This is a genomic window from Streptomyces sp. NPDC096105 (assembly GCF_044763335.1).
Taxonomy (GTDB): domain Bacteria; phylum Actinomycetota; class Actinomycetes; order Streptomycetales; family Streptomycetaceae; genus Streptomyces.
In genome coordinates this window covers 40,470-58,747 of record NZ_JBIWGC010000028.1, presented here as the reverse complement: position 1 = coordinate 58,747, position 18,278 = coordinate 40,470, and the positions used below count along the sequence as shown (strand labels likewise).

At 75.4% G+C, this 18,278-nt stretch carries 22 protein-coding genes; 12 read left to right on the top strand and 10 right to left on the bottom strand.

Translation table 11 applies throughout. From position 1 onward, the window contains the following. Window positions 1-31: 31 nt before the first annotated feature. Window positions 32-247 (bottom strand): hypothetical protein, encoded by a 216-nt coding sequence (locus tag ACIQ8B_RS30200; RefSeq protein ID WP_106415796.1) that lies wholly within the window; start codon window positions 245-247, stop codon window positions 32-34. A gap of 255 nt (window positions 248-502) precedes the next feature. On the opposite strand from ACIQ8B_RS30200, the gene ACIQ8B_RS30195 reads away from it, so the two are divergent. From ACIQ8B_RS30195 to ACIQ8B_RS30175, 5 genes are all read left to right on the top strand, one after another. Then, a complete protein-coding gene (locus tag ACIQ8B_RS30195; RefSeq protein WP_403551188.1) occupies window positions 503-1,705 on the top strand; it encodes an FAD-dependent oxidoreductase in 1,203 nt (400 codons plus the stop codon). 63 nt (window positions 1,706-1,768) lie between these two features. Then, on the top strand, window positions 1,769-1,993 hold the full coding sequence (locus tag ACIQ8B_RS30190; RefSeq protein WP_290009306.1) for a hypothetical protein: 225 nt from the start codon (window positions 1,769-1,771) through the stop codon (window positions 1,991-1,993). Window positions 1,994-2,024: 31 nt separating this feature from the next. Continuing rightward, window positions 2,025-2,546: an NUDIX hydrolase gene (locus tag ACIQ8B_RS30185; RefSeq protein WP_403551186.1), complete on the top strand. Its 522-nt coding sequence runs from the start codon at window positions 2,025-2,027 to the stop codon at window positions 2,544-2,546. Between the two features lie 102 nt (window positions 2,547-2,648). Then, window positions 2,649-3,524 carry a DMT family transporter gene (locus tag ACIQ8B_RS30180; RefSeq protein ID WP_403551184.1) on the top strand — a complete coding sequence of 292 codons (876 nt, stop codon included), beginning with the start codon at window positions 2,649-2,651 and terminating at the stop codon, window positions 3,522-3,524. Window positions 3,525-3,844: 320 nt separating this feature from the next. Beyond that, window positions 3,845-4,906 carry a P1 family peptidase gene (locus ACIQ8B_RS30175; protein WP_403551182.1) on the top strand — a complete coding sequence of 354 codons (1,062 nt, stop codon included), beginning with the start codon at window positions 3,845-3,847 and terminating at the stop codon, window positions 4,904-4,906. On the opposite strand, the gene ACIQ8B_RS30170 is transcribed toward ACIQ8B_RS30175, so the two are convergent. Continuing rightward, the gene (locus ACIQ8B_RS30170) at window positions 4,834-5,751 is read right to left on the bottom strand and encodes a class I SAM-dependent methyltransferase (RefSeq protein ID WP_290009302.1); all 918 of its coding nucleotides are present in this window, start codon (window positions 5,749-5,751) and stop codon (window positions 4,834-4,836) included. The two genes, ACIQ8B_RS30175 and ACIQ8B_RS30170, sit on opposite strands and share 73 nt — an antisense overlap. Before the next feature lie 13 nt (window positions 5,752-5,764). Continuing rightward, window positions 5,765-6,640 carry a hypothetical protein gene (locus tag ACIQ8B_RS30165; RefSeq protein ID WP_403551180.1) on the bottom strand — a complete coding sequence of 292 codons (876 nt, stop codon included), beginning with the start codon at window positions 6,638-6,640 and terminating at the stop codon, window positions 5,765-5,767. Window positions 6,641-6,878: 238 nt separating this feature from the next. Here ACIQ8B_RS30165 and ACIQ8B_RS30160 point away from each other — a divergent pair, with 238 nt between their 5' ends. The 5 genes from ACIQ8B_RS30160 (at window position 6,879) to ACIQ8B_RS30140 (ending at window position 10,573) form a co-directional block, all read left to right on the top strand. Next, complete coding sequence (locus ACIQ8B_RS30160) at window positions 6,879-8,408, top strand: MFS transporter (RefSeq protein ID WP_403551179.1); 1,530 nt, start codon at window positions 6,879-6,881, stop codon at window positions 8,406-8,408. A 255-nt stretch (window positions 8,409-8,663) separates the two neighbouring features. After that, window positions 8,664-8,828 (top strand): 50S ribosomal protein L33, encoded by a 165-nt coding sequence (gene rpmG / locus ACIQ8B_RS30155; protein WP_290009300.1) that lies wholly within the window; start codon window positions 8,664-8,666, stop codon window positions 8,826-8,828. A gap of 52 nt (window positions 8,829-8,880) precedes the next feature. After that, on the top strand, window positions 8,881-9,138 hold the full coding sequence (locus ACIQ8B_RS30150) for a type B 50S ribosomal protein L31 (RefSeq protein ID WP_403551176.1): 258 nt from the start codon (window positions 8,881-8,883) through the stop codon (window positions 9,136-9,138). A gap of 47 nt (window positions 9,139-9,185) precedes the next feature. Further along, window positions 9,186-9,311 (top strand): ribosomal protein bL36, encoded by a 126-nt coding sequence (locus tag ACIQ8B_RS30145; protein WP_403551174.1) that lies wholly within the window; start codon window positions 9,186-9,188, stop codon window positions 9,309-9,311. A 197-nt stretch (window positions 9,312-9,508) separates the two neighbouring features. Beyond that, window positions 9,509-10,573, top strand: a complete 1,065-nt coding sequence (locus ACIQ8B_RS30140) for an NAD(+)/NADH kinase (RefSeq protein ID WP_403551172.1) — start codon at window positions 9,509-9,511, stop codon at window positions 10,571-10,573. A 20-nt stretch (window positions 10,574-10,593) separates the two neighbouring features. Here the strand turns inward: ACIQ8B_RS30140 and ACIQ8B_RS30135 are convergent, their stop codons facing one another. After that, window positions 10,594-11,016: a DUF6003 family protein gene (locus tag ACIQ8B_RS30135; protein ID WP_403551246.1), complete on the bottom strand. Its 423-nt coding sequence runs from the start codon at window positions 11,014-11,016 to the stop codon at window positions 10,594-10,596. A gap of 120 nt (window positions 11,017-11,136) precedes the next feature. Continuing rightward, window positions 11,137-11,544, bottom strand: a complete 408-nt coding sequence (locus tag ACIQ8B_RS30130) for a DUF4190 domain-containing protein (RefSeq protein WP_290009297.1) — start codon at window positions 11,542-11,544, stop codon at window positions 11,137-11,139. A 280-nt stretch (window positions 11,545-11,824) separates the two neighbouring features. Here ACIQ8B_RS30130 and ACIQ8B_RS30125 point away from each other — a divergent pair, with 280 nt between their 5' ends. Next, on the top strand, window positions 11,825-12,253 hold the full coding sequence (locus ACIQ8B_RS30125) for an OsmC family protein (RefSeq protein WP_106415809.1): 429 nt from the start codon (window positions 11,825-11,827) through the stop codon (window positions 12,251-12,253). An 8-nt stretch (window positions 12,254-12,261) separates the two neighbouring features. Here ACIQ8B_RS30125 and ACIQ8B_RS30120 read toward each other — a convergent pair whose 3' ends face one another. Genes ACIQ8B_RS30120 through ACIQ8B_RS30110 form a run of 3 tightly spaced genes read right to left on the bottom strand, consistent with a single transcriptional unit; the run spans window position 12,262 to window position 14,891 of the window. Then, a complete protein-coding gene (locus ACIQ8B_RS30120; protein ID WP_403551168.1) occupies window positions 12,262-13,083 on the bottom strand; it encodes a polysaccharide deacetylase family protein in 822 nt (273 codons plus the stop codon). A gap of 28 nt (window positions 13,084-13,111) precedes the next feature. After that, entirely contained in the window at window positions 13,112-14,029 is a 918-nt protein-coding gene (locus ACIQ8B_RS30115) for a DMT family transporter (protein ID WP_403551166.1), read from the bottom strand. A 13-nt stretch (window positions 14,030-14,042) separates the two neighbouring features. Beyond that, window positions 14,043-14,891 (bottom strand): SDR family NAD(P)-dependent oxidoreductase, encoded by an 849-nt coding sequence (locus ACIQ8B_RS30110; protein ID WP_403551164.1) that lies wholly within the window; start codon window positions 14,889-14,891, stop codon window positions 14,043-14,045. A 152-nt stretch (window positions 14,892-15,043) separates the two neighbouring features. Between ACIQ8B_RS30110 and ACIQ8B_RS30105 the strand changes: the two genes are divergently transcribed. Continuing rightward, window positions 15,044-16,213, top strand: a complete 1,170-nt coding sequence (locus ACIQ8B_RS30105) for a galactosyldiacylglycerol synthase (protein WP_403551162.1) — start codon at window positions 15,044-15,046, stop codon at window positions 16,211-16,213. A gap of 13 nt (window positions 16,214-16,226) precedes the next feature. Here ACIQ8B_RS30105 and ACIQ8B_RS30100 read toward each other — a convergent pair whose 3' ends face one another. Next, window positions 16,227-16,997: a ribonuclease BN gene (locus ACIQ8B_RS30100; RefSeq protein ID WP_290009422.1), complete on the bottom strand. Its 771-nt coding sequence runs from the start codon at window positions 16,995-16,997 to the stop codon at window positions 16,227-16,229. 285 nt (window positions 16,998-17,282) lie between these two features. Beyond that, window positions 17,283-18,119, bottom strand: coding sequence for an MBL fold metallo-hydrolase (locus ACIQ8B_RS30095; protein ID WP_290009293.1), 837 nt, complete (start codon window positions 18,117-18,119; stop codon window positions 17,283-17,285). Window positions 18,120-18,278: the final 159 nt, after the last annotated feature.

Genomic DNA, 18,278 nt, shown 5'->3' with positions numbered 1-18,278 from the left:
CGGGCGGACGCCCGGTCGCGGGGGCGGACCGCTAACCCGCCTCGATGCGGAGGACGCGGCGGGCCGCCTCGGCCTCCGCGGCCGGCGGGGAGAGCTCGTCCAGCGTGCCCAGCTCCGTGTCGCCCGCCAGTTCCCGCTCCCAGGCGTCGGCGAGCCGCTGCTGCTCCTCGTGGGGTTTCGCGCTGACGGCCTCCCGGTGCTCCGGGTCCAGGGCCGTGAGGAAACGCTCGACCGAGTCCGTGGACATGCCGTGCTCCTTGTTCGCTCGGGAAGGCGCCGCTCGGCCCGGGATGGCCGGCGCCTCGGGGGACGGGTGCCCGATACGGCCCGGGGTCACCCTGCCGGCCCCGCACGGTCGGAACACGCACTTGCCGCATCTATCGAATTTCGATAGTTTTCCATCGTCATTCGATCGACGTGCGGGGGGGGTGCCCCGTGTCCCACGCGCCCCCTGTCTCCTGTCCCGTGTCCCCTGCCCCGTCCCGTGCCCTGGAGCGTCCCGATGCCCTCACCCGCCCGTGCCCGTGTGCCCGCGCCCGCCGCCCGTCCGTCGTCCGGGGACGCGACCCGTACCGATGTCCTGGTCGTGGGGGCCGGACTGGCCGGACTGCACGTCGCCACGCGGCTCGCCCGGCAGGGGCACGACGTACTCCTGGTGGACCGGCGCACCACCCTGGCTGGCGCGATCCGCACCACCGGGATCTTCGTGCGCAAGACGCTCGACGACTTCCCGCTGCCCGAGCGGCACCTGGGCCCGCCGATCCGGCGCATGCTGCTCTACCCACCCAGTCGGAGCCGCCCCGTCGCCCTGGTCAGCGACCGGGACGAGTTCCGCGTCGGCGACATGGCCGGGCTGTACGAGACGTCGGCCGCCGTCGCCGCCGACGCGGGCGTACGCCTCGCGCTGGGCACCCGCTACGCCGGCCGGCACGACGGCGCGTACCACCTGACCGGCCGCGAGGGGCCCTTCCGGGTCCGCGCCCGGTACGTCGTCGGCGCGGACGGCGCCCGGTCGAGCGTCGCCCGCGACCTCGGCCTCGACCGCAACCGCCACCTCCTGGTCGGGGCCGAGGAGGTCTTCCCGGTGACCCCGAACGGCGAACCGCCCACCTTCCACTGCGTCCTCGACCCCCGGATCGCCCCCGGATACCTCGCGTGGGCGGTCAACGACGGCGAGCACGCCCACGTCGGCGTCGCCGGGTACGCCGACCGCTTCCCCGACGGACTGCGCCGGGCCATGGAACGCTTCAGCTCCCGCGCTCCCGGGCTCGGGGGCGTACGGCGTCCCGAGGCGGTGGAGCGGCGCGGCGGGCCGATACCCGTCGGCGGGGTGCTGCGCCGCATCGGCTGCGCGGACGGACTGCTCGTCGGGGACGCGGCCGGCGCGGTGTCCCCGCTCACCGCCGGCGGCCTCGACCCCTGCCTGCGCCTGTCCGACCTGGCCGCCCAGGTCCTCGACGACGCCCTGCGGACCGGCGCCCCGCACGCACTGACCCACTACAGCGGCGCCACCCTGCGGTCCCGTTTCCGCGGCCGGCTGGCACTGCGCACCGGACTCGCGCACATCCGGACGCCCGCCGCGACCACCGCGGCGTTCACCCTGTTGCGCACTCCGCCCGGCCGGGCGGCGGCGGCCCGGATCCTCTTCGGCGACCGCTCCTTCCCCGATCAGCCCGCCCCCCGGCCGAGCCTGGCGAGCGGCTGACCCCGGTGTCGCGGAGGGTCCGCGCCGCATGCGCGCCCCTGCCACCCCGTGCACGCTGGACCCATGGCGAGCGACCACCCCATCGTGATCTACCCGCCCGCCGGCGACGGCGGCCGCCGGGTCCGGGCCGGGCCGCACTTCCTGGGCATGGCCTACACCCTGCTGGACGTCGTGGAGTTCCTGCGGCTGGCCGGGATGGAGGACGTCGACGACGACTGGATGCGGCAGTCCCCGCTCGTCGAGTGGCGCGGCGGCGGCCCGGACACCTGGACCGCCGCCCACGACTGACGGGGCCGTGCCGCTGCGGGACGATGTGACCATGACGGAACTGGTCGAACGCGTGGACGACGACGATCGGGTGATCGGCCTCGTGGGCAGGGACGAGGCGATACGCAGGCGGTGGCTGCACCGCGTCGCGACGGTCGTCTGCCGGGACACGCGGGGGAGGATCCTGGTGCACCGCCGACCGCACGGCGTGTCCCGCTTCCCGGGCGGCGTCAACTGGATGCTCGGGGGAGCGGCGGAGCCGGGCGAGACCTACGAGGAGGCCGCCGCGCGGGAGCTGACGGAGGAACTGGGCGTGCGGGCCCGCCCCCGCCTCGTCCTCGCGTTCCGGTGCGCGGGCGTGATCAGCCCGTACCGGCTCGGACTGCACGAGACGGTGGTGACCGGGCCCGTCGCCCCCGACCCGGACGAGATCGCGTGGCACGACTGGCTGACGGAGCCGCAGCTCGCGGAGCTGGTACGGGACACGGCGTTCGTTCCGGACGCCCGGGAGGCGTACGACCGCTGGGCCGCCCTGCGCCGCGGGGAGCCGAACCCGGCGGGCCCCGCCGAGTGAAACGGGCGGGCCGCCCCGGCGTCCGCGTTCGCGCGCCGTCCGCCGGGCGGTCACCATGGCAGGGACCGGGGGCGGGCCGACTCGTCGTCGCGGAGGGTGGACATGTGGGTGCCGGTCCTGTTCGCGCTGGGCGCCGCGCTCAGCAACGCCCTCGCGACCGTGCTCCAGCGCAAGGCCGCCCTGACCGTGCCCAAGTCCGACGGCCTGCGCGTCGGACTCGTCCTCGACCTGCTGCGCCGCCCCGTCTGGCTGGCCGGCTTCATGGCCGTGATCACCGCCGGCGTCTGCCAGGCCGTGGCGCTCGCGACCGGACCGATCACCATCGTGCAGCCCTTGTTCGTCCTGGAACTCCCGCTCGCCCTCGTCATCGCCACGGCACTGCTCCAGGGGCGGCTGTCCCGCACCGGCTGGCTGGCCGTCTGCACGGTGGTGGCGGGGCTCGCCGTCCTGCTGTTCGCCGCGTCGCCCGCCGGGAACCGCACCCAGGTGCCGATGACCCACTGGATCCCGGCCCTCGCCGTGTGCGCCGCCGCCGTCGTCGCCCTCGTCGTCGTCGCACTCGGCCGCCCCGAGGGCCGCGCACGCGCCGCCTGCTTCGGACTGGCCGCGGCGGTCTCGTACGCCATGACGGCCGCGCTGATGAAGACGTCGATGCACACCCTCGACGACGGAGGCGTCACCGCCTTCCTCACCACCTGGCAGACGTACGGCTTCGCCCTGTTCGGGGTCTGCGCGCTGTTCCTCCTCGAGAACGCGATGCAGTCCGGCCCCTTGGTCGCCTCCCAGCCGGCCCTCACGCTGGGGGACGCGTGCGTGAGCCTGGCCCTCGGCATCACGGTCTACGCGGAGTACGTCCGCACGGGATGGTGGCTGGTCCCCCAGTTCCTGGGCGCCGCGCTGATCGTGGCCGGCGTGCTGGCGCTGTCCCGCCTGCCGTTGGCGCGGGCGCTGGCGAGCGAGGAGAAGGGGACGCCCTGAGGGGAACGTCGTTCCGGGTGCCCCGCACCTGCGCGCGTCGCTCGACGACTGACGCCCCGTCATCCCCCCACACGCTTGTGAGGAGCCTTTTCGTGGACCGTTCCGCCGGCGGGCCGAGGCCCTCCGTGCCCCGGTCCGAGCAGGCCGCGCCGGCCGCCGCGACGGCCCTGCCGCCACAGCGCGCAGCGGGAGCCGCCACCGGCGCATGACTGCTGACGCCGGATCTCACGCGAGGTCACGGGCGGCCAGGAGGGGCGCCCTGGCTGTGACCACGCGGCTCGCCGGCGCCCTACGGAGGACGCTGTGTAAGGTCCCGCCACATGACCCCACCGTCCCCCGCCGCCCCCGCCCCCGGCCCCCGCCCCCGCGCCCGTGACCTGGGCATCGTCATCGGACCCACCCCCACCGGACCGCTCGACGCCCTCACCGACGTGCCGGGAGTCCGCGTCGGACACACCACCCTCCGGCCCCGCCCCGACGTGCACAGCGGCGTCACCGCCGTCGTCCCCGACGGCGTACGTCCCGGAGCCCCGCTCCCCGCCGGCGTGTTCACCGGCAACGGGTACGGCAAGCTCATGGGCACCACCCAGCTCGCCGAACTCGGCGAGCTGGAGACTCCCGTGCTGCTCACCTCCACGTTGTCCGCGTTCCGGGTCGCCGATGCCCTCGTCGGGTGGATGCTCGAACAGCCCGGATGCGAGGAGGTGGTGAGCCTCAATCCCGTCGTGGGGGAGTGCAACGACGGTTTCCTGTCCGACATCCGCCGCCGGCCCGTGCGCGAGGAGCACGTCCGCGCCGCGTTGGACAGGGCGTCGGCGGGGACGGTCGCCGAAGGGTGTGTCGGTGCGGGGACCGGCACCGTCGCCCTCGGGTTCAAGGCCGGTGTCGGGACGTCCTCCCGCACACCGGAGGTGAGGGGCCGCCGTGTCACCGTGGGCGTCCTCGTGCAGGCCAACTTCGGCGGCGCCCTGCGCGTCCTCGGACGGACCGTCACGCCCCGCTCGCTGGGGCTGGAGGACGCCGGGCCGCCCGCGGAGACCGGGTCCTGCATGATCGTGGTCGCCACGGACGCCCCGCTCGACGCCCGGCAGCTCACCCGCGTCGCACGCCGCGCCGTCTTCGCCCTCGCCCGCACGGGCGCGGCCTACAGTCACGGCAGCGGTGACTACGCCGTGGCCTTCACCACCACCCGGCCCGGCGCCGCGCCCCCGCTCGCCGACGCCGACCTGAGCCCCCTCTTCGAGGCGGTCCTCGACGCGGTGGAGGAAGCGGTCCTCAACTCCCTCCTCGCCGCCACCACGACCACGGGCTACGCCGGGCGCACCGTCCCCGCCCTCCCCTCGGCAGCTGCCGCGGGCGCCGCCTCGTCCACCGGCCGCTGATCCCGGCGGCCCCACACCATCGCCAGCCCCGGACCCACCTCCGCCAGCCGCGGTGACTCCAGGTAGGCCAGCGCCTCGTCCACCCCCCGTGCGTCGACCCGCCCCGTCGCCTCCAGTTCCGGGCGCATGCGCTGCCAGGTGTCCGACCAGAAGTGGGCCGCCGGGCCGCCCGGGAGCAGGGGCGGGCAGACGACCTCCGCGCCGATGTCGCGCAGGCCCGCCTCGCGCAGGTAGCGGGGGTACGCCGGCACCTCGCCGATGTCGGTGCCGATCGTCGCCCGCAGCGCCGCCCACATGGCGTCCATGGTCCGCCGGTACGCGGAGGAGCGGTCACGGGTGTCGGGCAGTTCCACCGCGTCGCCGAGCACCAGCAGCCCGCCCGGGCGGAGCAGGCCCGCCAGCCGGCGGACGAGCCGCCGGCGTCCGGGCAGGTGCATCAGCACGAACCGGGCGTGCACCAGGTCGAACCTGCCCGGGTCCAGGTCCTCGTCGGTGATGTCCGCGGTGAGCACCCGCAGCCCGGGCAGCTCCCACGCGGTCAGGGCGCGGGTGTCCCGGTCCAGGGCGACGACCTCCGCCACGCCGGCGTCCTCCAGCAGCCACCGGGCGACGGTCCCGGTCCCCGCGCCGACCTCCAGGCACCGCATGCCCGGACCCGCGCCCAGCTTCCGGAGCCGGCGGGCGGTGACCGGGTCGTACACCAGCGCGGCGGCGTCGATGCGCTCCGACTCGTGCGGGTCCTCGGGCGTGAAGAGGTCCCGCCCGTAACGCCCGGGGCCGCCGTCACCGCCGGGCGTGCCCCCACCGTCGGGCGCGCCGCCCGAGGGAGCTGCCGGATCCGTCACCCGGCCACCCCGGTCAGTCGATCCCGCTCGGCGTCGGCGACGGCGTGCGCCCCGCGAGTACTTCCTGCAGCCGCTGCGTGCCCTGCTCCACCGCGGCCGACGTGGTGTCGTGGTCGGCGCCCTCCAGCCCGCCGTTGGTGACCGTGATCGCGTCCGCGCCGATCTGCACGGCGGCGACGTCCAGGCTCAGGGTGGCGGGGACGCCGTTGCTCTCGCCCTTCACCGTCACGGTCAGCCCCTGCCGGTTGTCGCCGACCTGCGGCAGCGACGTCTCGATGACCTGGACCGTGCGCTCCCCGGCGTCTCCACCGGTCAGCGTGAACTGGTCACAGATGTCGGGCAGCCGGCTCAGCCACTGCAGGGAGTCGTCCAGCTCCGCCTTGTCGTACGCGGCGACCTGGTACAGCAGCCGCGAGTCGCCCTCCTGGAAGCCGGTGAGCGCGGAGGCGCCCGTGGGCCTGCCCAGCAGGGTCTCGTCGAACAGTGCGTCGACCAGACGCCGGCAGTCCGCCGTGCCGCTCGTGCCGTCGACGAACGCGGCCACGTCGACGCTGCCCACCAGCAGCGAGTCCCGCCACTCGCGCGGGTCCCGCACCTGCGTCCAGTCGTCCTCCAGGTCCGCCGGGGTGATCAGCGCGTTCCGGGCGCCCTCCTCGCTGAGGTCCGACGGTGACGCCGAACCGGAGGGCGATTCGCCGGCGGGCGTGGAGGCCGCGGGCGACGTGGTCTGCGCGGCGAGGCCCCGCTCGGCGGCCGTGGACGAGGTGCCCGCCCCGGGCGACACGCTGCCGTCCGAACCGGAACAGGCCGCCGCGGCGAACAGCGTGCCGACGGCCAGGGCAGCGGCCAGGGCGCGGACCGGCCGGGTGAGCGGACGAGGGGTGGTCACGTGTGCCTCCTGTGGGACGGACGGTCGCCCGGCGCCTCCCCGCACCGGACACGCTTGCCCCCCTGACCTCCCACCGCACCACCGCACCGCCCGTACGACCAGCGCAGCGGAGGCATACAGGTGAGAGCGCCGGGAACACGGGCCCGTGGCTCCGGCCGGACGCGTACCGGCCCGGCGGCCGCGACGACTCCGACGGGCGCCCCCACGGCGCCCGCGCGGGAACGCTGATACGTTCCCGTTGCACCGCTATGTCCCGGAAAGGAAAGAAGCCACGTCCCCCACCGACAACGGCCCGACTCCGTCCACCGAGGCGGCCAGGCGCCATCCGAGGCTGTTCCGCGCCGTCCGTCGTCGGCAGAATCCGCCGCTGCGGCGGTCGGACATCACGGTGACGGACGAGCGGGCGGTCAAGCGTGCGGTGAAGGCCGCCTCGCTCGGCAACGCCATGGAATGGTTCGACTTCGGGATCTACGCGTACCTGGCCGGCACCATCGGCAGGGTCTTCTTCCCCTCGGGGAACGAGACGGCGCAGCTGCTGTCCTCCTTCGCCACCTTCGCGGTGGCCTTCCTGGTGCGCCCGCTGGGCGGCATGGTCTTCGGACCGATGGGCGACAAGATCGGCCGCAAGAAGGTCCTCGCCCTGACGATGATCCTGATGGCGATCGGCACGGCCGCGATCGGCATGCTGCCGACGTACGCGGCGGTCGGCTTCTGGGCCCCGCTGCTGCTGATCCTCTTCCGGCTGCTCCAGGGCTTCTCCACCGGCGGCGAGTACGGCGGCGCCTCCACCTTCATCGCCGAGTACGCCCCCGACCGGCGGCGCGGCTACTTCGGCAGCTTCCTGGAACTGGGCACGCTGGCCGGCTACACCGGCGCGGCGACTCTGGTCGTGGGGCTCACCGCCTGGCTCGGCTCCGACACCATGGACGCCTGGGGCTGGCGCATCCCCTTCCTGATCGCCGGTCCGCTCGGCATCGTCGGCATCTACCTGCGGCTGAAGCTGGACGACACCCCCGCCTACCTCAAGCTGGGGGAGGGCAACGTCCACGTCTCCGACGCCGCGAACCAGGTGGAGACCACCGCCCGCGGCGACCTCGCCAAGATCTTCCGGCAGCACTGGCGGGTCCTGGTGCTGTGCATCACCCTGGTCGGCGCGTACAACATCACCGACTACATGCTGCTGTCGTACATGCCGACGTACCTGTCCGACGAGCTGGGCTACTCCGAGTCGCACGGACTGCTGATCCTGGTCGCCACCATGGTGCTGCTGATGCTGATCATCAACCAGGTCGGCCGGCTCAACGACCGCTTCGGGCGCAAGCCGCTGCTGATGGCCGGCATGCTGGGCTTCCTCTTCCTGTCCGCGCCGGCGTTCCTGCTCGTGCAGGAGGGCAGCCTGCTCGCGGTGTCGGCCGGCATGCTGATGCTCGGTCTGTCCCTGGTATGCCTGCTCGGCACCATGTCGGCCGCGCTGCCCGCCATGTTCCCGACGCCCGTGCGCTACGGCTCCCTGTCGGTCGGCTACAACCTGTCGGCCTCGCTGTTCGGCGGCACCACCCCGCTGGTGATCACCGCGCTGATCGGCGTGACCGGCTCCGACATGATGCCCGCGTACTACGCGATGGCGGCCGCCCTGGTCGGGGTGATCGCGGTGGCCTGCATGAAGGAGACGGCGCAGCAGCCTCTGGAGGGGTCTCCGCCCTCGGTGCAGACCGAGGAGGAGGCCGCGGAGATCGTGCAGGCGCAGGCGCCGTCCCCGAAGTTCTGACGCGGACGCCGGCGAGGAGCACCACGCGCCGCCCGGGCCGGGGACCCCGGTTCTCGAAGCCCGGTGCGGCGCCGTCGGGGCCCTCCGCGGAGGGCACGCCGAGGGCAGGCCGCCCGCCCGTCCCGAAGGTCACCGGACCGAACCGGACGACACCGGCGCGGGTGGCGGAACAGGTGACCGGGGGCCGCTGTTACACCTGCTGCCTGACATGCGCGAGTCATTCGACTCGTGCGGTGACGGCGGAAGGAGCACCTCATGGCACGCAGCACGGCACGCCCCCTCGTCAAGCTGAAGTCCACGGCCGGCACGGGCGTCACCTACGTGACGCGCAAGAACCGTCTGAACGACCCGGACCGCCTGGTCCTGCGGAAGTACGACGCGGTCGCCGGACAGCACGTCCTCTTCCGCGAGGAACGCTGACCCACCCCGTCCCCGCCGCTTCCGGCGGCGGAGGCCGCGGGAAAGGGCCCCCATGAGGCACGGCACCCGCCCCGCCTCCCGCCCGGCCGTCTTCCGCGACCGCGCGGCAGGGTTCCCGTTCCTGACCCGCTCCACCCTCGACTCCGGCAGGACGGTCGAGTGGGAGGACGGCACGACCTGTCCGGTCGCCGACGTCGAGATCCCGTCGGCGAGCCACCCGTTCCGCACCGGCACCGCACGCGTCCTCCACACCGCGGGACGCGTGGAGCGCTTCGAGCGGCGCTCCGGCACCGCTCCGGCCCGCCGCTGACCGGGACCCGGCCCTTCCCGGGCGCCCCGGGTCCCCCACAGGAGCACGTGAGGAAGGTACGCAAGTCCCTGCGCTCGTTGAAGGCCAGGCCCGGCGCCCAGGTGGTGCGCCGCCGGGGCGTGACCTTCGTGATCAACAAGAAGGACCCGCGCTCCAAGGCCCGCCAGGGCTGACGAGCCGCAGGCGCCCCACGACGTCCGCACGGCCCGGCACCGCACTCCGCGGTGCCGGGCCGTCGGCGTGTTCCCGGCGCCGCCCGGCGGCCGCCTCCCGGTGCGGCGCACCCGCCGCGCGGCCAGGATGGAAGGACGTCACGGGACCGGGCGGTGACGCCTGGCGTGACGGGGCGGACGGCAGCCGGGAGGCGGAGATGACGGTGAACCGGGTCGGCCTGGTCGTGCACGGCGGACGCCCCGAGGCGGTGGCGGCCGCCGGCACGGTCCGCGACTGGTGCGTGGAGTACGGCGTCGCCTGCAAGGACGTCGACGTGTGGGCCGACGGCGGCCGGCACAGCGCCCGTCAGGAGGTGGCCGCCGCGGGCGACCCCGACCTGGTCGTCACCCTCGGCGGCGACGGCACGTTCCTGCGCGGCGCCCGGCTGGCCGCCGCCGCGGACGCCCTGGTCCTCGGCGTCGACCTCGGCAGGGTGGGCTTCCTGACGGAGGTGCCCATGACCGGGGTGCGCACCGCGCTGGACGCCGTCCACGAGGGCCGCCTGGCGGTCGAGGAGCGGATGCTGCTGACCATGCGCGCCTCCCGGCGCCTGGAGATCCCCGCGGACATCGAGGCGCTCATGCGGTACGGACGCGGCCCGCTGCTGCCGCCGACCAGCGTGCGCCCCGACTGCGAGACGGGCGGCGAGTGGGGCGTCCCGCTGGACGTGGCCGCCCTCAACGACGTGGTCCTGGAGAAGCTCGCCCGGGACCGGCAGGTCTCCGTCGGCGTCTACATCTCCGGCCGTCTGCTCGCCTCGTACTCCGCGGACGCGCTGCTGGTGGCGACCCCGACCGGTTCGACGGCGTACAGCTTCGCCGCCGGCGGCCCGGTCGTCTCACCGCGCGCGGAGGCGCTGGTGTTCACGCCGGTCGCGCCGCACATGACGTTCGACCGCTCGGTCGTGGCCGCGCCGGACGAACCCGTCGGACTGCGGGTCCTGGAGCGGTCCGGGCGGGCGGCCGTCAGCGTCGACGGCCAGGTCCGGGGCGTCATCGGCCCGGGCGACTGGATCGGCGTGTACGCGGCCCCCCGCAGGCTGCGCGCCGTACGCCTCGGCCCGATGGACTTCTACGGGCGGCTGCGCGAGCGGATGAACCTGACCGACGCGCCCGCGGCAGTCGCCGACGGCGCACCCGCCCCCCTGTGGCCGGTGAGCAGCCCCCCGCCCGGGGACCTGGCCCACCTCGCCATGCCCGTGAGCCCGGCCGCGCGGCCCTGACCGGGCGTGTGCCGGGGGACTCAGCGGGCGAGCGCCTTGACGGTCGTCAGGTCCTCGCCGGTCAGCTCCGCGATCCGGTGGGCGGGCACCCCGGCCGCCACGGCACGGGCGAGCAGCGCCTCACGGCCCTCCGCGCACGAGCGGTAGGCGAGCAGTTCCTCCTCCATCCGCGCGATGTCGTGAGGGGCGTTGAGCTGCCGCACGCGGCTCAGCTCCTCGTCGCCGAGGGGGACGGGCAGCCGCTCGGCGCCCTCCGGAATGGCCGAGGTCTCCTCCGGCGGCAACAGCCGCAGACCGGGCGACGTCACGGTGACCCCCTGAGCCTCCAGCCACGCCCGCACGGCAGGAGTGTCCAGGAAGACCGCGTCCTCCACGGCGGCGAGCGGCACTCCCAGAGACACGGCAGGGTCGTCGAACAGTACGACGTAGGCGTCGTCGGTCATCGTCGGTTCCTCCTGGAAGGCGTGTGGTCCCACTCCGGTGGACCTCCTCTACCCCTGATCGGGCGGTCCACGACAGGGACGCGGCACCCACGCCGCGTCCCTCCTCGATCGCACGAGCCCTTACCGGTCGTCGACCTCCCGGTCGAAGTCCCGCGCGCACTCCTGCCGGTCGCTCTGGCTGTTCGCGTGATCGATGCAGTCCTGGTAGTCCTTGAACTCGTCGCTGTTGATCACGGCCACGCCCAGCGCCAGCAGCACCGACGACACCACGAGGGCCAGCGCGCCCAGCACCGCGCCGATGACGGCCATCGTCCCGTTCGTCGCCACGCCCCGTTTGCCGCGCCGGAAGCCGAGCACACCGAAGACCACGGCCAGCAGGCCCAGCACGATGCCGCCGATCGCGGTCCAGAACAGCAGGGCGCCCACGATGCCCAGGACCAGTGCCGCGATGCCGAAGCCGTTGCGCCGTTCACCCGTGCCCGCCTGCTGCGGGTAGCCCGTCCCGTGGTGTCCGTGCGTCGAAGTCATCGGTGAGCCCTTCGGTTTGAGGGGTTGTCGGTTGCGCTTGCCCCGTCCGTGTGCCCGGACGGGTCACCGGCATGCCGGACGCCGGCCTCACCGCCCGGGACGGCGGCCGCCCTCGGCGGCAGGACGCCGCCCCGCCCGTGCCACCCGTCCCTCGCCTTCGTCCGGCCGCTCACCGCGACCGACGACCCGGACGGGACTTCCGCACGTCGTTCTCCCCTCCGGTGACGCGTCACCGGCCGGTGCGCACCGGGACCGCCGGGCGGCGGACTACTGTCGGCGCATGAGCGAAGCGTCCAAGCGTTCCGTCGTCGTCGAGCGGACGAGCAGCAGCCGGTTCACCGCCACCAACCCGCGTGGCGGGACCATCCGGTTCAGCACCGACGGGGGTGACGCCTTCACCCCCGTCGAACTGCTGCTCGCCGCCATCGGGGGCTGCTCGGCGGCCGACGTCGACGTCGCCACCAGCCGGCACGCCGAGCCGGCCGCGTTCACCGTGGAGGTGACCGGCGACAAGATCAGTGACGAGCGGGGCAACCGCATGACCGGCCTGCGGGTGACCTTCCACGTCGCGTTCCCGGACGAGGACGGCGCCGAGCGGGCCCGTGCGATCCTGCCGCGCGCGGTGCGGACCTCCCACGACCGCCTCTGCACCGTCAGCCGCACCGTGGAGCTCGGCACGCCCGTCACCACCGTGGTCGCGGAGGACTGACGGCCCTGTCACGCGTGCCATGACCGGCCGGGCGCCGACGGGCGCGGGACGGCGGCCGGCCCGCCCGGCATCAGGGGAGCGGTGGCGTGCACCTCCGCCGTGCCGTGCTCGGCGAGCGGGCCGACGGTCAGACCCGTGGCGCGGCACCCGGCCACCAGGTCGGGCAGCGCGCCCAGCGCGGCCCGCCAGCATCCCGGCGCCGCCGTGCGGTCCGTGTCGTGCAGCAGGACCGTACCGCCGCCGCGCAGGTCCGCCTCGACCGCGGCGCGCACCGACGCGGGGGTGGCCGAGGCCGTCCAGTCCCGCCCCCAGGCCGTCCACAGCACCGGACGCAGCCCCGCCGCGCGGGCGGCGGCCCAGCGCCCGGAGGTGAGGATGCCGTACGGCGGCCGGTACCACAGCGGAGTCAGCCCCGTGACGTCCCGCACGGCCTCGACGGCGCGGCGCAGGGAGCGGGCGTCGCGCGCCGGCAGCCACGGCCGGTCGTGGCCCCAGCCGTGCACGGCCACCTCGTGCCCCCGCCGCACCGTCTCCCGCACCACGGCCGGATGCCGTACGACCCCGTCGCCGAGGACGAAGAAGGTGGCCCGCACACCGAGGCCGTCCAGCGTGTCGAGGAAGCGGGGCGTGGACGCGGGGTCGGGTCCGTCGTCGAAGGTCAGGGCGACGTGACCGGGGTGTCCGACGCCGGCGAGGCGGGGGAACAGGCGGCCGCGGACCACGGGCAGCCAGGTGGCCGCGGGGCCGATGTGCGCCAGGGCGGCCGCGGCGAGCGGCAGCCCGACGGCCGCGGCGCGCCGCGCGGCGGACCGGGGGAGCGGAGCGGTCATGGCGGGGACCTCCTGATCACGGGGCGGCTCACCGAGGGTGGGACACCCGTCGCTGCGCCTCGGGGCCCGGGTCGTCCCGCGCCCTGGCCTGGTCCCAGCCGCCCCCGACCGACGGGGCGCGGGCCAGGCCGACGCTGCCCGCGCCCATCAGCGCGATGCCGATCACCTCCGGCACCACCCGCGCGCCGAGGCTGATCTGCTCCCCGAACAGCGCCCAGCCGAGGGCCACGCTGGTGAGCGCGTCGCCGAGGGTCAGGGCGGGCTGGGACGCGGCCAGCGTGCCCGCCCGGAACGCGGCCTGCAGCAGCAGGAACGCGATCACGCCCACCAGGGCGGTGGCGTACAGCGGCCATGCCGACAGGACGGCGGCCGGGCCGTCCGGGACCAGGCCGGTGACCTCCTTGAGCAGTGCGGCGGTCGCCGAGAACGACACGGCGGACGCCAGCCCCAGCAGCGCGGCGCGCGGCGCGCCCCGCACCGTGCGGGACACCGCCGTCAGCGACACCACCACCGCCAGCAGGGCCGATCCCGCCGGCCACCAGTGTCCGGGGACGGCCATGGACCGCCCGGGCGTCGGCGCGGCCGCGGTCAGGAAGAGGGACAGGCCCGCCGCGAGGGCGACGAAGGCCAGCCAGGTTCTCAGATCCGGGCGGCGGTGGAAGACCAGGCTCCCCACCGCCAGGGTGAACAGCAGCTCGGCCGCCATCAGCGGCTGCACCAGCGCGAGACTCCCCACCCCGAGCGCGGCCGCCTGGAACACCGTCGACAGGGCGAGCATCCCCGCGCCCGCCAGCCAGTGCGGCCGCCGCAGCACGCGCCCGAGCCAGCGCAGCGCCTGCCGCAGCCCCTGGCCGCTCCCCGGCTCGTCGGCGGCGGCCCGCCGCTGCAGCACGGAGGCCGCGGCGTTCGCCAACGCCGCGAGGAGCGCCAGGACCACGGTCAGCACGCCGCGGCGCCGCTCATCCGAACGTGGCGGCCAGCCGCCGGTACAGTCCCGGCGCCGCGCCGCGCACCCTGGCCGGCAGCCGCAGCCATCCGGGGACGTAGATCTCGTTCCGCCCCCGGACGACGGCACGCCACACGGCGTCGGCCACCCGCTCGGGCGGCACCGGCCGGGGCCGGGCCCGCGCGTAGGGCGTGCCGCGCCGGTCGAAGAACGGCGTGTCCACCACCCCCGGCACGACGAGGCTCACGCCCACGCCGGTGCCGCGCAGCTCGTACCGCAGGGCGTCGGCGAAGACCGCCACCGCCGCCTTCGACGCCGAGTAGACCGCCTCGCCCCGCACCCCGACGGCCCCCGCCAGCGAACCGACGAGCACCACGCGGCCGGAGCCCGCCTCCACCATGTGGGGGACCACCTGCCGCACCAGCCGCAGCGTGGTCAGCAGATTGACCTCCATCACCTCGTCGAAGGCGCGGCGGGACATCGCGGTGAAGTCACCGGCCCAGCCGACCCCGGCGCACGCCACCAGCAGGTCCAGCCGTCCCACCGCGTCCAGCGCGAACCGGGTCAGCCGCCGTTCGGCGGCCGGCCGGGTGAGGTCCTCGGGGAACACCGCGGCGGAGGCCCGCGCGGCGGTCTCGGCCAGACGCCGCGCGTCCCGCCCGTTGAGCACCAGACGCCACCCCTCCGCGGACAGTCTGCGCGCCACGGCGGCGCCGATGCCGGAGGAGGCGCCGGTCACCAGCGCCGTGCCCGGGCGCTGCGCCGCCGCTCCGGGACGCTCCCGTGCGTCGTCGGCGAACACCGCCGGTGTCCGGGTGCCGGAGGCGCCGGCCGTACCGGCGCGGGAGGGTGCGTGGGGCATGGGCTGACCTCGGCTGCTGGGCGGACACCGGAAGCGGCCGGCTGTGACCACTCCCGTCGTCCGGGAGGGGGTGAGCCCGGAGTATCCAGGTCAGGGACGCCCGAAACGCCCGGCGGGCGTTTCGCCGGCACGCCGGAGGTGACTCGGCGGACGTGCTTCCGTCCTCCCCGGCCGCACACCGGGGCGCCGCCCGCCGGGCCGGCGCCCGCCGGGTGCTGGTGATCAGCGCGAGCATGGGCGCCGGCCACGACACGGTGGCCCGTGAACTCGTCCGCCGCGCCCGCGCGCAGGGCCACGAGGCGGACACGGTGGACCTGATGCGGCTGCTGCCGTACGGCACGGGCTCCGGGCTGCGCGCCTTCTACCGGACGTCGGTGCGCCACGCGCCCTGGGTGTACGACGGCCTCTACCGGGCGTTCCTGCGCCCCGGCGACCACACCCGGCCCAGCGGCGTCCCGCTCGCCCGGCTCGCCGCCGACGGGCTGGTCCGGCTCGTGGAACGGACCGGCGCGGACGTGGTCGTGCCCGTCTTCCACCTCGCCGCGCAGCTCACCGGCCACCTCAGGGCACTGGGCCGGCTGCGCGTCCCCAGCGTCGTGTTCGTCCTCGACTTCGCCGTGCACCGGCAGTGGCTCCACCCGGGCAACGACGCCTGCCTCTGCCTCACCGACCAGGCCGCCGACGACGTGCGCGCGGCCGTGCCCGGCACGCACGTCGAGACCACGGGCCCGGTCGTGGCGCCCGGCTTCTTCGCTCCCGCCCCCGGCGCCGACGCGTGGGGGAAGCGGTTCGAGCGGTACGCCCCGGGACGGCCGCCCGTGCTGCTGTCCGCGGGCGCCTGGGGAGCCGCCGCGGGCCTCGGCGAGACCGCCCGGCTGCTGGCCGGCGCCGGTTACCTCCCCGTGGTGCTGTGCGGCCGCAACCAGGCGCTGCGGTCCCGCACCGCCCGGGTGCCGGGCGTGCTCGCCCAGGACTGGGTGACCGACATGCCGGGCCTGCTGCACGCGGTGCGCGTGCTGGTCGACAACGCCGCCGGCCAGACCGCCGTGCAGGCCCTGGCCGCCGGACTGCCGGTGGTCGGCCACCGCCCGCTGCCCGGACACGGCGCCGACGGGGTGCACCGGATGGCGGCGCTCGGTCTCTCCGGGACAGCCGCCGACGGCGCCGCCCTGCTGGACGTCCTGCGGCGGCTGACCACGGAGGGCCCCGACGCACGCCGGCGGCGGGCGGCACGCGGGCGTGCGGTCTTCCGCGCCGACGTCATGGAGCGCGCCACCGCCCTGGCCGGCCGGTCCGCCGTGCCGGCCCGCGGCCCGCGGTGACGGCGGTTCCCCGTCACTCGGCGCCGACCCGCTGCCGCTCCTCGTGCCGGTGCCGGTGACCGAGGTGGAAGTGGCCGTGGTGGGTGAGCAGCCAGTGCCCGAACAGTGCGCCGCCGTACACGACGAAGCCCACCCCGATCAGCCAGGACTCCACGACCAGGACCACGCCGACCGTGCCGTAACTGACGGCGTTGTCCACGATCAGCGGGGTGAAGACGTAGTACGAGAAGATGCGCAGGCCGATCAGGCCCACCATGGTGGCGACCGCGCCCGGGAGCAGGTCCCGCCAGCGGACCTGGCCGCCCAGCAGGAAACGCTGGCCCCACCAGAAGAACAGCACCCCGGTCGCCGCCGTCAGGGCGATCCGCTCGGGCCCGTGCAGCAGCGTGCGCGTGCGCACCTCCTGGTACAGGTACGCGGTCAGCACGACGAGCCACAGCGCCTGCCGCCACACCCGGTGCCAGGGGCCGTGCGGCAGCCGCCACACCCGTTCGTAGCCGTTCTGGACGCTGCCGCCCAGGGCGACGCCGAACAGGGCGAGGACCAGACCGCCCCAGACGCTGATGGCGCCCACCACCTTGCGCGGCGGGCTGATGATCTCCGTGAGCACCCGCGCGGACCGGCCGGTGAGCCCCATGCCGTCCGCCAGCCAGGTCGCGAAGCCGCCCCGGCCCAGCGGGTCCGCGGCGGCCACGACGATCAGCAGCGGCGCCAGGGTCACCAGCGCGAGGGTGGCGAAGCCCATGGCCCGGTGCATCAGCTCCAGCTCACGGCCCCGCGCCATCAGGGCGTGGGCGCCCAGCCACCTCCAGCTGTTCCGGAGCACGCCGAGGTACCGCCTCACGGTGCCCCTCCTTCGCCTGCCCGGACACGCGCCGCGAAGTGAGCCGCGGCGGGACCGGAGCGTCTCGTGCCACGCCGGGGACGGGCCGGGGCGCCGCGCGGCACCCGCTCCGCTCCCCGCGCCCATCATCCGGTGACCGCGACGGGGCCCGCCACTTCGCCCGCCCGCCCGGTCCCGCCGGACAGCCGCCCGTGACGGCCGCCCGGCGGAGCGCGGAGGCAGGGCTCAGCGGCGGGTGTCCCCGCCGACCGTCACCCGTTCACCCGGCCGGCAGCGCAGGATGCGTCCGCCGTGGCCGCGCCGGGCGGCCTCGTCGAGGAAGTCGGACAGCGGCGAGCGGAAGACGCCGTAGTCGTCGTAGTGGACGGGCAGCGCCCGGTGCGGACGGATCACGTCGAGCAGATCGGCGCCCTGCCCGGCGTCCATGGTGACGACCAGTCCACCGGGCAGCGTGGTCCCGCCCAGGTGCAGCACCGCCAGATGGATGTCGGGGTGCCGGCGGGCGATCTCGCGCAGCCCGTCGAACATCAGGGTGTCGCCGGAGATGTAGAGGACGAGGCGGATACGGCCGGAGCGGTCGCCGAACTCCAGCAGGCTCCCCATCACCGGCGGCAGCAGACGGCGGACCGGAGCCGGCGCGTGCCGCCCGGGCAGCGCGGTGACGCGGACCAGCGACGTGCCGCGCAGCAGGGTGTGGCTCTGCCAGGTGCGCAGGCCCACGGCGCGGTGGAACCCGAACACCCCTTGCAGGACACGGGAGGCGTGCGGGGTCGTCAGGAACGGCAGCCCCCGGTCCAGATGGCGCCGGGCCACCCGGTCGAAGTGGTCGCCGTGCAGATGGGACAGCACCACGGCGTCCAGGTCGGCGTGCGGGAGATCGGTGACGTCGACGGCGGGCTCGGTCAGCCGGCGCGAGACGAGGCCGTAGCCGAGGTGCGCCCGCTGTCCCCGGTGCAGGAAGTTCGGGTCGGTCAGCAGGGTCAGGTCCCCGTAGCGGATCAGCAGGGTGGCGTTGCCGATGAACTGCACCTCGACGGTGCCCGTGGGCGGTGTGTGCTGCACGGCGAACTCCCTCCGCCGTCCCCGGCGTCCCGAACACGCCCCGAGTGCTCCCGCACGGCCGTCCTACACCCGGCGGAAGCCGTCCGCGTGCCGGACGCGGGATCGCGGGTACCCGCGCCGGTGGTCCCAGTTCTCCATCCTCCCGGCCGCGCGCCCCGC

Coding starts and splice junctions, on each gene's coding strand:
- ACIQ8B_RS30200 (WP_106415796.1), bottom strand. CDS start 247: ATGTCCACGGACTCGGTCGAGCGTTTCCTCACGGCCCTGGACCCGGAG.
- ACIQ8B_RS30195 (WP_403551188.1), top strand. CDS start 503: ATGCCCTCACCCGCCCGTGCCCGTGTGCCCGCGCCCGCCGCCCGTCCG.
- ACIQ8B_RS30190 (WP_290009306.1), top strand. CDS start 1,769: ATGGCGAGCGACCACCCCATCGTGATCTACCCGCCCGCCGGCGACGGC.
- ACIQ8B_RS30185 (WP_403551186.1), top strand. CDS start 2,025: ATGACGGAACTGGTCGAACGCGTGGACGACGACGATCGGGTGATCGGC.
- ACIQ8B_RS30180 (WP_403551184.1), top strand. CDS start 2,649: ATGTGGGTGCCGGTCCTGTTCGCGCTGGGCGCCGCGCTCAGCAACGCC.
- ACIQ8B_RS30175 (WP_403551182.1), top strand. CDS start 3,845: ATGACCCCACCGTCCCCCGCCGCCCCCGCCCCCGGCCCCCGCCCCCGC.
- rpmG (WP_290009300.1), top strand. CDS start 8,664: ATGGCACGCAGCACGGCACGCCCCCTCGTCAAGCTGAAGTCCACGGCC.
- ACIQ8B_RS30150 (WP_403551176.1), top strand. CDS start 8,881: ATGAGGCACGGCACCCGCCCCGCCTCCCGCCCGGCCGTCTTCCGCGAC.
- ACIQ8B_RS30140 (WP_403551172.1), top strand. CDS start 9,509: ATGACGGTGAACCGGGTCGGCCTGGTCGTGCACGGCGGACGCCCCGAG.
- ACIQ8B_RS30135 (WP_403551246.1), bottom strand. CDS start 11,016: ATGACCGACGACGCCTACGTCGTACTGTTCGACGACCCTGCCGTGTCT.
- ACIQ8B_RS30130 (WP_290009297.1), bottom strand. CDS start 11,544: ATGACTTCGACGCACGGACACCACGGGACGGGCTACCCGCAGCAGGCG.
- ACIQ8B_RS30125 (WP_106415809.1), top strand. CDS start 11,825: ATGAGCGAAGCGTCCAAGCGTTCCGTCGTCGTCGAGCGGACGAGCAGC.
- ACIQ8B_RS30120 (WP_403551168.1), bottom strand. CDS start 13,083: ATGACCGCTCCGCTCCCCCGGTCCGCCGCGCGGCGCGCCGCGGCCGTC.
- ACIQ8B_RS30110 (WP_403551164.1), bottom strand. CDS start 14,891: ATGCCCCACGCACCCTCCCGCGCCGGTACGGCCGGCGCCTCCGGCACC.
- ACIQ8B_RS30100 (WP_290009422.1), bottom strand. CDS start 16,997: ATGGCGCGGGGCCGTGAGCTGGAGCTGATGCACCGGGCCATGGGCTTC.